Annotated in this window: 13 protein-coding genes; all 13 read left to right on the forward strand. The window is 41.6% G+C overall.

Translation table 11 applies throughout. The annotated features are described in order from the left end of the window. Positions 1–10 precede the first annotated feature (10 nt). The 13 genes from L3V38_RS01180 to L3V38_RS20240 all read left to right on the forward strand — a co-directional run bounded on the left by L3V38_RS01180 (position 11) and on the right by L3V38_RS20240 (position 13,504). Complete coding sequence (locus L3V38_RS01180) at positions 11–841, forward strand: protein-glutamate O-methyltransferase CheR (RefSeq protein WP_130150458.1); 831 nt, start codon at positions 11–13, stop codon at positions 839–841. A 136-nt stretch (positions 842–977) separates the two neighbouring features. Beyond that, positions 978–1,388, forward strand: a complete 411-nt coding sequence (flgB, locus tag L3V38_RS01185) for a flagellar basal body rod protein FlgB (RefSeq protein WP_062569702.1) — start codon at positions 978–980, stop codon at positions 1,386–1,388. A gap of 2 nt (positions 1,389–1,390) precedes the next feature. Beyond that, positions 1,391–1,822: a flagellar basal body rod protein FlgC gene (gene flgC / locus L3V38_RS01190; protein WP_062569703.1), complete on the forward strand. Its 432-nt coding sequence runs from the start codon at positions 1,391–1,393 to the stop codon at positions 1,820–1,822. Between the two features lie 13 nt (positions 1,823–1,835). Continuing rightward, positions 1,836–2,516: a flagellar hook assembly protein FlgD gene (locus L3V38_RS01195; RefSeq protein ID WP_130150459.1), complete on the forward strand. Its 681-nt coding sequence runs from the start codon at positions 1,836–1,838 to the stop codon at positions 2,514–2,516. A 56-nt stretch (positions 2,517–2,572) separates the two neighbouring features. Beyond that, on the forward strand, positions 2,573–3,940 hold the full coding sequence (gene flgE / locus L3V38_RS01200) for a flagellar hook protein FlgE (protein WP_130150460.1): 1,368 nt from the start codon (positions 2,573–2,575) through the stop codon (positions 3,938–3,940). A 193-nt stretch (positions 3,941–4,133) separates the two neighbouring features. Continuing rightward, positions 4,134–4,898 carry a flagellar basal body rod protein FlgF gene (locus L3V38_RS01205; protein ID WP_062569706.1) on the forward strand — a complete coding sequence of 255 codons (765 nt, stop codon included), beginning with the start codon at positions 4,134–4,136 and terminating at the stop codon, positions 4,896–4,898. A gap of 21 nt (positions 4,899–4,919) precedes the next feature. After that, complete coding sequence (flgG, locus tag L3V38_RS01210) at positions 4,920–5,708, forward strand: flagellar basal-body rod protein FlgG (RefSeq protein ID WP_062569707.1); 789 nt, start codon at positions 4,920–4,922, stop codon at positions 5,706–5,708. 15 nt (positions 5,709–5,723) lie between these two features. Continuing rightward, the gene (gene flgH / locus L3V38_RS01215; RefSeq protein ID WP_130150461.1) at positions 5,724–6,407 is read left to right on the forward strand and encodes a flagellar basal body L-ring protein FlgH; all 684 of its coding nucleotides are present in this window, start codon (positions 5,724–5,726) and stop codon (positions 6,405–6,407) included. Positions 6,408–6,419: 12 nt separating this feature from the next. Further along, positions 6,420–7,514: a flagellar basal body P-ring protein FlgI gene (locus tag L3V38_RS01220; RefSeq protein WP_130150462.1), complete on the forward strand. Its 1,095-nt coding sequence runs from the start codon at positions 6,420–6,422 to the stop codon at positions 7,512–7,514. A gap of 125 nt (positions 7,515–7,639) precedes the next feature. Next, entirely contained in the window at positions 7,640–8,596 is a 957-nt protein-coding gene (gene flgJ / locus L3V38_RS01225; RefSeq protein WP_237118125.1) for a flagellar assembly peptidoglycan hydrolase FlgJ, read from the forward strand. A gap of 13 nt (positions 8,597–8,609) precedes the next feature. Then, on the forward strand, positions 8,610–10,607 hold the full coding sequence (gene flgK / locus L3V38_RS01230) for a flagellar hook-associated protein FlgK (protein WP_237118126.1): 1,998 nt from the start codon (positions 8,610–8,612) through the stop codon (positions 10,605–10,607). Positions 10,608–10,609: 2 nt separating this feature from the next. After that, positions 10,610–11,863 carry a flagellar hook-associated protein FlgL gene (gene flgL, locus L3V38_RS01235; RefSeq protein ID WP_130150465.1) on the forward strand — a complete coding sequence of 418 codons (1,254 nt, stop codon included), beginning with the start codon at positions 10,610–10,612 and terminating at the stop codon, positions 11,861–11,863. Between the two features lie 234 nt (positions 11,864–12,097). Then, positions 12,098–13,504, forward strand: a complete 1,407-nt coding sequence (locus L3V38_RS20240) for a flagellin (RefSeq protein ID WP_130150466.1) — start codon at positions 12,098–12,100, stop codon at positions 13,502–13,504. The last annotated feature ends 133 nt before the right edge of the window (positions 13,505–13,637 follow it).

Consider the following 13,637-nt stretch of genomic DNA (forward strand, 5'->3'; position numbering starts at 1 on the left):
TGGTATTACTTTGGAAAATAAGCACTTACAACAAAGCGAATACGATCAATTTCGCTCTTTTTTAGAGCAACAATGTGGGATTGTGTTAGGTGATAACAAACTTTATTTAGTTAAAAGTCGCCTCGCACCATTGATGGCTCGCTTTAGTGTGGAATCGTTATCACAATTAGTGAGCAAAACGCTAAGTCCTCATGAGAGGCAGTTACGTGCCGCAGTTGTTGATGCGATGACGACAAACGAAACGCTTTGGTTCCGTGACCAATACCCCTTTGAGTTACTTAAAACTAAATTGTTTCCTGAATTTAAAGACTTGCATAGACCAGTGAAAATCTGGTCTGCGGCAAGTTCTTCTGGTCAGGAACCATACTCGATAGCCATGTCGGTTGCCGAGTTTCAATCTAAGCAGCCAGGTGTTTTAAAAATGGGTGCGCAGATTATTGGTACTGATATTTCAAATACCATGCTTGATATGTGTAAGAATGCTGAGTACGACTCACTTGCACTCGCTCGAGGCTTGTCTATGGAAAGGCGGCAAAAGTTCTTTAAGGATAGTGGCAATGGTATGGCACAGGTGGTTGATCCAATAAGAAAAATGGTCAGTTTTAGGCATCTCAACTTATTAGATTCTTATGCCTTGATGGGCAAGTTTGATATCATTTTTTGCCGCAATGTACTGATTTACTTTTCACCAGAGGTTAAGGCAAAAATTATTGCGCAATTTGCTCAGGCACTTAACCCTAAAGGCTATTTATTTTTAGGCGCATCTGAGTCAATGGCGGGCTTAAGTGATAGCTTTGATATGGTACGTTGTAATCCAGGTATCATCTACCAGAAGAAATAATTCCCTTCTAGCAACCTAACTATTAGGTTGCTATATCTTATTTATTTTCAATTAGTTATAACCTTATTGATAGGCTCTTTATTTTTGGCTTGTCTTTTGCATTGTCCAATGCAGAGTCAAATTTTTGGAGATGGTTATGGCTATCAGTTTTGATAAAGCATTCGGTGTTCACCCCCATGCAATGTTGATCCGTTCACAACGTGCTGAGTTATTAGCGACTAATATCGCTAATGCTGATACGCCGGGCTACAAGGCAAAAGATGTGGATTTTGCATCTGCATTAAAAGCGGCAAAAAGCAACCAACAAAGCGGCAACACTATGGTACGTACAAACGAGAAACACCTTGCGGGTGGTAGTCGTTTTGTTGGTAACTCAGAAATGTTTCGCACGCCAAATCAAGCAGATACAGGTGATGGTAACTCTGTTGATATACAAGTGGAACGAAACTTGTATGTACAAAACTCATTAGAGTATCAGGCAAGCCTGCAATTTATGAGTAGTAAAATTAAAGGCCTTAAAAAAGCCCTCGGTAGTCAAGGAGCTTAATCATGAGTTTATATAATGTTTTTGATATTTCAGGTACGGGTATGAGTGCACAAAATGTGCGTTTAAATACCACGGCGAGTAATATCTCAAATGCAAATACGATTAGCTCTAGTCAAAATGAGACTTACCGAGCGCGCCACCCTGTGTTTGCCGCTGAGCTTACAAAAGCGTCAGCATCACAAAGCAATCCTCAGGGTTCTTCTGTTGGCGTTAAAGTACTGGGTATTGTAGAGAGCGACAAGCCTCTGCAAATTGAATATAACCCGAATCATCCAAGTGCAGATGAAAACGGTTATATCTACAAACCAAATGTTAACGTCGTAGAAGAAATGGCTAATATGATTTCTGCCTCTCGCTCTTATCAAACAAATGTGCAAGTTGCTGATGCAGCAAAGCAAATGTTAAGTAAAACACTGTTGCTTGGGCAGCGGTAACCGAGGATAAGTTATGAGTAACGACATCAGCAGTGCGTCATCCACGTATTTAGATAACTTACGTTGGCAAGACAATCAAACGAAAACAGAAGAGAAAGATGACACTTTAACACAAGAAGATTTCTTCTCGTTGTTAACTCAACAGTTATCGTTTCAAGACCCGAGTAAGCCCGCTGACAATGATCAAATGATTGCTCAGATGACAAACTTTACTATGGCAGAAGGTATTTCAAATCTTAATAGTAAATTTGAATCCCTTACGGCTTCAATGACATCTAACTCGGCGCTACAAGCATCTACTTTAGTAGGTAAGCAAGCGTTGCTTGAGTCAGATATGTTGGATTTAAACGAAACGGGTGTATCTAAAGGCTCTGTTGTTGCAGAAAATCCGGTAGATGAGTTAACGCTGCGTATTGAAGATGAATCAGGGCAACTAGTTAGAACCATTGAGCTAGGGGCGCAATCTGCTGGTGCAATTCGTTTTGAATGGGATGGCGAAAATGAAGATGGCGAACGTTTGCCACCTGGCGAGTACAAAATCAAAGCCGAGGGTAACGTTAATGGTGACTACACCAGCTTACCGATTGCGACTTTCAAGAATATTGAGAGTGTGAACATTAATGGTTCGAACGGCATCATTATAAATACAAAAGAAGGCGCGGTTAGGCTAACTGATGTAGCAGAAATCGCTTAATTATACAGATTAATTAGTTAGCCAAGTGCTACAGATTGACACTTTAGAGGTGACTTATGAGCTTCAATATTGCATTAACCGGACTTGCTGCCGCGCAAAAAGATTTAGATGTAACAGCAAATAATATTGCCAACGTTAATACGACAGGCTTTAAAGAATCACGAGCTGAATTTGCGGATGTATATGCATCTTCAGTGTTTAGCTCTGGTCGAACTAAGAATGGTGATGGTGTGCAAACAACCATGGTGGCTCAACAGTTCCATCAGGGTTCACTACAGTTTACCAATAACTCGCTTGATTTAGCCATCACCGGTGAAGGTTACTTCGCGATGAGCCAAGAGCTAGGAGCTCAAGACTTTACTTATACGCGCGCTGGTGCATTTAAGTTAAATAAAGATAACTTTGTTGTTGATGCTAAAGGAAACTACTTACAAGGCTTTCCAGTCGATCCTGCTACAGGTGACACAACGTCAGTGAGCTTAAGTACCTCTTCAGCTATTCAAATTCCAGACTCATCAGGCTCGCCGCGTTCAACCAATAACGTGTATTCATCGTTCAATCTTGATTCACGTTCTACTACGCCAACGGTCACGCCTTTTGACCCTGAAACTAGTGCGTCTTATAACAGTTCGACATCGACAACGATATATGACTCACTGGGTGAGCCGCACGTTTTACAGCTTTACTTTGTGAAAACAGATGCGACCGTAACGGGTAATGACAATGAATGGCAAGTGTATGCTACGCTCGATGAAAAACCATTTAGCCCAGCAGGTGTTGAAGAAACAGCTGCGCCTTACACGCCATTATCAACATTTCAGTTTGATTCAAGTGGTTTACCATTAAATACAAATGGTGCGCCAAATACAGATGCTACCTTCAACCCACTTTCTATCCCAAATGGTGCGGGTGCAGGGGTTGGTTTATCTGACTTATTATCAAATGGTGCGAGTTTCCCTGAAGACGTTAATATTAACTGGCGTGATGAAGCAGGTACTACAAATAAAATACCAACCCAGTATGCCAGCCGCTTTGAAGTTAAAGCACTTGAACAAGATGGCGCAACAGTGGGCCGCTTAGCAGGTATTGATATTGGCACAGATGGTAAGGTTGTTGCTTCGTACAGTAATGGTGATACCTCATTCCTAGGGCAAGTTGCCATGGTTCGTTTTTCTAATTCACAAGGCTTACAACAAGTGGGTGATACATCGTGGAAGAAAAGCTTAACCTCAGGTGAGCCTATTGCCGGGGAGCCAGGTTCAGGTACGCTTGGTACTGTGAATTCTTCTGCTCTTGAGCAGTCAAACGTAAACTTAACGTCTGAGTTAGTTGATTTGATTAGTGCACAGCGTAACTTCCAAGCAAACTCGCGTGCGCTTGAAGTGAACTCTACGCTGCAACAAAATATCTTACAGATCCGTTAATAATAGCGGATCTTCAACTTAATCCGACACAAGGGCTGCTCTTTAACAGGCAGCCTTTTTCATTTTAGTCATCTAGACCCACACCTGCTACAACACAGAACTCTACACTTCATAAGCGCTAAATAAGGCGTCAATTTTACTTTGGCACTGTTATTGCATTTATCAAATATCGTATTTTTAATGAGTCAATGTTATGGACAAAATGGTCTACATTGCCATGTCGGGTGCTAAGCAAAGTATGCGAGGTCTGGCCCTAAAGGCTAATAACCTTGCTAATGCTAACACCACTGGCTTTAAAGCTGATTTTGCACAAGCCCGCTCTATGCAAGCGTTTGGTGAAGGCATGCCTACACGCGTGTTTTCTATGCAAGAGCGACCTGGCTCAAATATGGAGTCGGGTGGGTATGTTGAGACTGGACGCGATCTTGATGTTGCATTGAGTGATAGAGGTTGGCTAAGTGTTCAAGATGCCTCAGGTAACGAAGCTTATACAAAAGCCGGTACATTAAACATTACTCCCGATGGCGCATTAATGACCAGCCATGGACGTCAAGTTATTGGCGAAGGTGGTCCGATTATTTTGCCACTGCCCATTGAAAAAGTTGAATTTAGTTCAGATGGTTCTATTCAAGTTCGACCTCAAGGTGCGCCAGCAAACTTTTTAGAAGTCGTTGACAGACTTAAGGTTATTGAGGCTGATAACACGCAACTTGAAAAAGGTAATGATGGCTTATTTCGGCCAAAACCAGAGACCTTAGTGAATGGTCAATGTACCTTTTGTGATGTGTCAGAAAATGTAGAGGTGTTATCAGGCACACTTGAAATGTCCAATGTGAATCCTGTACATGAAATGGTCGATATGATCAGCCATCAACGCCAATTTGAATTACAAGTTAAATTGATGAAAACAGCGGAAGAGATTGATGAACGTCAAGATCAGCTGTTACGCATCGTTTAATAGCACTGAGAGGGTAGAATTATGAATCCTGCATTGTGGATCAGTAAAACAGGGCTTGATGCCCAACAAACCGATATTTCGGTGATTTCAAATAATCTCGCGAATGCCAGCACAGTAGGCTATAAAAAAAGCCGTGCTGTATTCGAAGATTTACTATATCAAAATATCAATCAGCCTGGTGGTCGCTCATCACAAGATACTGAAATGCCATCAGGTTTAATGCTTGGTGCGGGTGCAAAAGTAGTTGCAAACCAAAAGAACTTTTCGCAAGGTAATATGCTTACCACCGAAAACTCACTCGATTGGATGATTTCAGGACCTGGCTTTTTCGAAGTACAACTGCCAGATGGAAATATTGCTTACTCACGTAATGGTCAATTTACAACCGATGAAGATGGCCGAATTGTAACCTCTGGTGCGGGTTTCCCTATTCAGCCTGAAATGAATGTCCCTGACGATGCGCAATCAATCACTGTTTCACAAGATGGTGAAGTATCTGTGCGGGTGGCAGGACAAGCAGAAAATGTCGTGATTGGTCAGCTTACAATCAGTGATTTTATTAATCCGTCGGGTTTAGAGCCGATGGGGCAAAACCTTTATACAGAAACCGCTGTAAGTGGTGCGCCTGTGCAAGGTAATCCAGGAATTGATGGCCTAGGTACTGTGGTTCAAGGATCACTTGAAACGTCGAACGTTAATGTAACTGAAGAGCTTGTTAATCTGATTGAAACGCAACGAATTTATGAAATGAATTCAAAAGTGATTTCAGCCGTTGATGAAATGCTTAGCTACATTAATCAGCAGCTTTAATGGGTAGGAGGTCGCATGCGTAATATTATCTTAGTCACATCGGCAGCACTTATGTTAGGTGGTTGTATGTCAACACAGAACCACCATGTGGTTCAGGATGACCCTTACTATGCACCTATGTATCCAGAGCCTTCTGCTGAACAAATGGTACCAACAGGTTCATTGTTTGATAGTTACCTGTCAAATGATCTGTATTCAGATAAAAAAGCACTCAGAACAGGCGATATTATTACTGTTAAGTTGCAAGAGTCTACGCAAGCATCGAAAGCGGCAAAAACTGAAACAGATAAAGAAACGGATGCGAGCTTAGATCCGGTTATCGGCTTAGGTGGAAACCCAGTTAATATAGGCGGAGATAGCATCCAGTTTGGTATTGGCTCAGGTTCATCATTTAAAGGCGATTCAAAGTCAAACCAGTCTAATAGCTTATTTGGTGATATATCCGTCAATGTAATGCGCGTTTTGCCTAATGGCAACCTAGTGATCCGCGGTGAAAAGTGGCTAACCTTAAATACAGGCGAAGAATTTATTCGTTTAGAAGGCTTAGTTCGCCCTGAAGATGTGACCGCAGATAATACAGTCACATCGAATCGCATTGCGAATGCACGAATTCAATATTCAGGAAAAGGGCAAATGCAAGAGTCGCAAAGTGCTGGATGGCTTTCACGATTCTTCAGTAGTTCACTTTTTCCTTTTTAGAGGTAACACATCATGAATGGGGTTAAATGCATCATCGCACTTTGCTTACTTAGTTTGCAGTTTAGTGTGCAGGCTGAGCGGGTTAAAGATGTTTCTATGGTCGAAGGTGTTCGCTCTAACCAATTAGTTGGCTATGGTCTGGTGGTTGGTTTGCCAGGTACTGGTGAACAAAGCCGTTTTACTGAACAAAGCTTTAAAGCCATGCTTAATGGTTTTGGCATAACTTTGCCGGCGAGTTTAAAGCCAAAAATTAAAAATGTTGCCGCCGTTGCTGTGCATGCAGAACTGCCTGCATTTAGAAAGCCTGGCCAAACAATTGACATCACTGTCTCTTCAATTGGTAGTGCAGGAAGCTTACGTGGCGGTACATTACTGCAAACCTTCTTAAAAGGGGTTGATGGCAACACCTATGCGATTGCCCAAGGTAGCCTTGTCGTTGGTGGGTTAGGCGCAGAAGGTGCTGACGGTAGCCGTGTTATTATCAACACACCCACTGTTGGGCGTATTCCTAATGGCGCAACGGTTGAGAGAGCAGTTAAAAGCCCGTTTATGCAAGGCGACTACATTACCTTTAACTTGAATCGTCCTGATTTCACAACAGCAAAAAGATTAGAGCAAACAATTAATGACTTAGTTGGTCCAAATAGTGCGCAAGCAATTGATGCGGCGTCAGTAAGAGTACTTGCACCTCGTGATGCATCGCAGCGTGTTGCTTATTTATCAACGCTTGAAAATTTGGAGTTCAAACCCGCTGACACAGCAGCAAAAATTATTGTTAACTCACGTACAGGCACGATAGTGATTGGTAAGAATGTTAAATTGCAACCGGCGGCGATTACGCATGGTGGATTAACCGTTACCATCGCTGAGCAGCAAAATGTTTCGCAGCCAAACGCATTTAGCGAGGGTGAAACAGTTGTGACTAATCAAAGCATTATCGATGTTGACCAAGATGATTCTCGTGCATTTGTATTTAATCCAGGAATTAGTCTTGATGATCTGGTGCGTGCTATTAACGAAGTGGGGGCAGCGCCAGGTGACTTAATGGCCATTCTTGAAGCACTTAAGCAAGCAGGGGCCATAAACGGACAACTTGTGATTATCTAATTAATTAAAAACGCGCGAAAGCGCGTTTTTAGTCTCTGCGTTATTATTCTAAATTCTTTTCTCTTATTTGTTGGCTCATTTTTTGCATTTAATCGGGTATTAATAATTATTGTGTCAAAAAGCTGATGGATACTAATCATCTCGACAAGCAAAACTTTTTTGATTTAGGTAACTTAGACTCATTACGTCAAAGTGCCCTAAAAAGTGATGCCTCTAGCGATGCGTCAAAAGAGGCGTTAAAAAAGGCGGCGGCACAATTTGAATCTATCTTCACACAAATGCTCTTAAAGAGTATGCGTAAAGCGAATGAAGCGTTCGAAGATAAAGACAGTCCTTTTAACACCAGTGGCGTAAAGTTTTTTGAAGAAATGCATGATCAGCAACTATCAGTCGAGCTGTCTTCAAATGGCTCATTGGGTTTAGCAGATCTTATTGTTCAGCAGTTATCGCCTGATGGCAAAAAATTTATGCCAGGCTCTGTGCTTAGGACTACAACTGAGTTTAACAGTGATAGACGTGTAAGTGGTGTTGAACAGTCAGATACGACGACTAAAACTGTCGAGACTACGTCAGCCAATGAACAAACTGAAAATCGCTTTGATGATGCTGAATCATTTATCAGCACGGTGTGGGAACATGCTAAAAATGCAGCTGAGAAAATTGGTTTAAACCCTGCTGTCATGGTTGCGCAAGCTGCCCTTGAGACAGGTTGGGGGAAACACATTATTAGCAAAGCAGACGGCACCAGTAGTAACAACTTATTCAATATTAAATCTGATAAAAGCTGGCAAGGTGACAAAGCAAGCAAACTTACTTTGGAGTTTGAGCAAGGTGTGCCTGTTAAGAAACAAGCCAGTTTTCGTTCTTATCAATCGATTAAAGAAAGTGTTCATGATTTTGTGGATTTCCTCAATGAGAATCCTCGTTATCAAGAAGCACTTGAAAACACCGCAGAGCCTGCAGCATTTTTAGATTCTTTACAAAAAGCAGGTTATGCAACAGACCCAAATTATGCCGATAAAATAAAGCAGGTACTAAAGCGTGTTGAGCTTCAAAGTGTTGCTGCTTCATTGGTACGTTAAGGAGTAAGCCCTCATGTCATTTAATATTTATGACATTGCAAATGCTGGTATAAGAGCAAACTCACAGTTGCTGCAAACCACCAGTAAAAACATAGCCAATGTTAATACAGAAGGCTATGTACGTGAGCGAACAGAATTTACTACCATGATCGACAATCAAGTTGGTCGTGGTGAAACTTATCGTTTACTCAATGAGTTTGCGCAAAAACAGCTCAATCGTGACACTTCAAGTAAAGCATTTTTTGACCAATTTGTTACAGAAGCAAGCCGCATGGATAGCTTATTCTCAGAAGAATCAAATAGCGTATCAACTAGTGTTAATTCGTTTTTTAATAATATTCAAGAAAGCCTAAATCAGCCATCGTCAAATGTTGCGCGTTCTTTAGTGATGACAGATGCACAGAATCTAATTGATCAGATGGATAGACTATCGGGGATTGTTTCAGAGCAAAAAGCGGTTGTGAATGAGCAGCTAGAAATCTTTTCCGAAGAAGCGAATAATTTAATTCAAAGTATAAGTGAACTGAATTCACAAATTGTTGCTGTTGATGGCACTGACCGTGAGTCACTTTCAAGTAGCCTTTATAATGAACGTGATAAAGCGATTCGTGATTTATCTGAATTAATTGATATTGAAACGCTTGATGGCAGTAACGGTGAAAAGCAAGTTTATTTAGGCACAGGCGAAGCCTTAGTTATGGAAAATGGTACATTTAATTTATTTTCTTTAACAGGCGATCCTGATCCGAGTTTTCAAGAACTTAAGTTAGATGTCAATGGTGGCAAAGCTGTGCCGCTTGAGGTGGATACGGGTAAATTAAAAGGCAAAATTGGTGGTCTTTTATCATTTCGTGATGACATCCTCGTGCCGGCACACAACCAGCTTGGTCAAATGGGGTTGGCGCTTGCTGATGCATTTAACCAACAGAATCACCTAGGTATGACTGCGAATGGTGAAATGGGCGGAGATATTTTTGCTATCCCTTCAACCAATGGCCTTGCGTATCAGGCAAATACGGGTAACGCATCAATGACGGCAACTGTTGAAGCTGGGTTTGGTAGTTCACTACCAGCCAGTGATTTTGTGATTAGTTATACCAGCCCTACGACAGTGGAAATCCAAGCAGTTGATAATAAAGGTGAGCCAATTGGTGCAGTAACAACCGCAGATGTCGTGGGGGGGGTTATTGACTCTTCAACTATTACACCTGCCGGTGGTGAGTCATTTGGTTTAGAGCTCAATGTTTCTGGCACGGCGAATGTCGGTGATAAGTTTATGGTTAAATTAAACTCTCAAGCTTCTGGCAATTTAGAGCTAGCTACAAACAGACCCGAAGACTTAGCGCTTGCATCGCCTATTCGAACAGCTAATGATATCAACAACACCAGTGATGCCAGTATTACTGCTGGAACAGTAACCGATGCAGGCTATTTCGGTTCTCCAGTCAGTTTACCTAATGGCAGTATTACGATTTCTAAAACTGCAGAGCCAGATGAATATACAGTGTCTGATGGGGTTAATACTGAAACATTCAACGGAACACCGCCATTAAAAAATGTGCTTTCAGCAGCAGGCGGTAACTTTGTAAATTACGGTTTTGATTTCGATATAGAAGGTACGCCTGCTTTAGGTGATACATTTACTGTGGAAGCAAATGAAGGCGGAATTGACGATAACCGTAATGGTTTATTGCTAGCTGATATTCAGAATTCAAATATCGTGAGACGAAATGTTGACGGCTCAGCAGATAATAACCATCAAACCGTTAATCAAGCCTATACTGGTTTAGTGTCTGATATTGGTGTGGTTACAGGGCAAGCTCAAACGAATGGCGCAGCTTTTACAGCGTTGGCTGAGCAATCTGAAGCATGGTATGAGTCTTTGTCAGGTGTAAACCTAGATGAAGAAGCAGCTAATTTGCTTCGTTTTCAACAATCTTATGCGGCGTCTGCACAAGTGCTTGCGACTGCCCGTTCAGTTTTTGATACCTTATTAAGTGCGGCGAGGTAATTATGCGTTTATCTAATAATTTAATGTACCAAAGCAGTATCAACAAAATTCTTGAAGGGCAGCAAGGTGTTGCGAATGCACAAGAGCGCGTGAATACTGGGCAAAAATATTTATCGACGTCAGAAAGCCCATCTGCCTACTCGCAAGCATCTTTATTTACAAATAAAATCCAGACAAACGAGCAGTATACTAAAAATATTAATCAACTGAATGGCCGATTAGAAACAGAAGAAAGTGTACTACAAAATATCAATACCACCATTCAGGCTGCGCAAGAGCTAGCAATTCGTGCCGGTAATGGGGCGATGAGCCAGACAGACTTACAAACCATTGCCAGTGAGCTGGAGGAGCTGCAAAAGTCTTTGCTCAGCTCAATGAATAGTCAATCTGAAGATGGCAAGTATATTTTTTCTGGTTATCAAGATAGCACGCAAACATACAGCCTGAATACGCTAACTGGCCTATATGAATATCAAGGCGATCAGGGACAGCATAAAGTAACAATAGCTAAAGGTGTTGATGTTCGCTCAAGTGATAATGGTTTTACTGCGTTCGAAAAAGTGAATGCCCGCCTTGATGTAGTATCAAATGAGGGAACAGCGGCAGGCGGTGTTACATCGGGTACTGTGTATGTCAAAAAACAAGCTGATTTTGATAAGTTCCATCAAGCGAATTACGACTTGAACCCGACGGCATTGCCTGCAGATAATACATTTCAAGTCGAACTTGTTCCAGGTGTTAACCCTGGTGACCCTGATACCTATGTTATTAATGACGGCTATGGTAATCCAATCACCCCAGCAGTGACTGGTGAATACACAGGTGAGCCAATTGAATATGCTGGTATGGAGTTTAAGCTAGAGGGCGCAGCCCCTGGTACGTTTGACTTTTCGTTGCAGCAACCGCAAAAAGAAAATGTACTCAATACCATGCAAAACCTGATCACTAGCCTTAATAGTGGCCTTGAAGGTGATGAGCTGCACGATGCACTCGCTGATGGTTTGGTGCAATTACAAAATGCCAGTGATCAAGTTGTGTTTACTCAAGCAAGTTTAGGTGCACGTATGAACTTGGTTGAACAAGTGACTGACTCAAATAGCGCGTTAGATATTAATAATAAAGAGAGTAAAGCAAACTTAGTTGAAGTTGATATGGCCGAAGCGATTAGCGATTTAACGAAACATGAAACAGCGTTGCAGGCATCACAAGCAACCTTTGGACGCTTAGCCAACTTAACATTGTTTGATTATTTATAGTGACAAAACATCGGAAATAGTTTGCCTATTTCTAAAAAAGCCAGTGGCAATAAATTGTCACTGGCTTTTTTATTATGAGCTTTATCATAAGGAGTGAATTAAAAACGCTTATAAAACATGATCTTAAAATTTATTTTTGAGCTGGCACGCTTCCTGCTTTATGTGTTTTACAAAGCGCGTGGTTCCTCACATTATCATTGGACCACAGCCTAATTAAAACTAGGAGATGGTAAAATGGCATTAACAGTCAATACTAATGTGTCGTCACTAAACGCACAGCGTAATCTGAATAAATCAAGTCAAGGTTTAACAACCTCAATGGAACGCTTAGCGTCAGGTATGCGTATTAATAGCGCCAAAGACGATGCAGCGGGCCTACAAATTTCAAACCGTTTAACATCACAAATAAACGGTCTTGCAGTCGCACAGCGTAACGCAAATGATGGTATCTCAATGGCGCAAACAGCTGAAGGTGCGATGCAAGAGTCTACAAGTATCTTACAACGTATGCGTGAGCTTGCGCTTCAAGCTGCAAATGGTTCAAACTCAGCAGAAGATAGAGACGCGCTACAGCAAGAAGTTACAGCATTACAAACAGAATTAACTCGTATCTCTGATACAACAACGTTCGGTGGTGTACAGCTACTCGATGGAACCTTTGGCACTAAGCAATTCCAAGTGGGCTCAGATGCGAACCAAACGATAGATGTAACACTTGAGAGCACAGCTGCGGGTGATATCGGCTCACATGAAGTGAAAGGTGGTGGTACAGTTTTTGGTGAGTTTAATAACTCAACACTTGCAACAGAGTTTGCTAATGGTACTGGTGGCAGCGTAACTTTCTCTGGTTATAAGGGTGCTTATACACATACCTATGCAAATACACAATCAGCAGTGGATGTTGCTGAGGCAATTAATGCAGAGAATACAGGTATTGAAGCAAAAGCTTATGTAAATGTAACAATCGACAATTTAGGTGTTGATGATGATGGTACTTTAAACGTTGGTACTAAATCTTATGATTTAGCAACGTTTGCGGGTAACGCGGAACGTTTATCTGAAGAGCTTGCTAAAGATGGCTTTAATGTAAAATTTGATGCAGATACAGGCTCTATTGATCTAACTGCTGAAGGTGTGAATGGGGTTGAAATCACAGGTTCAACGCTACCAGGTGCTACGGTGCAGTTAGATGGTAATGCAACAGCAGCTGATGTGAGTAAAACGTCTGAACTAAGACTTACCTCAACTCAACAGTTTACAGTGGGTGATGATGGTACGGCAGACGCGGCAGAACTTGTTGCAGGAACTGCCTCTACGTTATCTACTGTTAAAGATATTGATATTGCATCGTCTCAAGATGGTGCGCAAAGTGCTATTGATGTTATCGACTCGGCAATTGCACAAATTGACAGTATTCGAGCTGGACTAGGTGCGGTACAAAACCGTTTTGGTCACACAATTAGTAACTTAGCGAATGTTGCTGAAAACGTATCGGCTTCACGTAGCCGTATTCAAGATACTGACTTTGCTACAGAAACAGCGCACATGACGAAAAACCAAATCTTGCAACAAGCGGGTACGTCAATTTTGTCGCAAGCGAATCAAATACCACAAGCAGCAATCAGCCTGTTGGGTGGCTAACATTAGTTGTTACTTTAAAAACGCACTCACTGAGTGCGTTTTTTGTTTTAGGTGTCAGATCTTTTGCTATCCTAGGTGGATATCAACAATTAAATTTTGCCCAGAACTTACGGGCAACTTTATCTTGAAATAG

Origin of the sequence: Pseudoalteromonas sp. L1, assembly GCF_021728095.1 — a bacterium.
GTDB lineage: Bacteria > Pseudomonadota > Gammaproteobacteria > Enterobacterales > Alteromonadaceae > Pseudoalteromonas.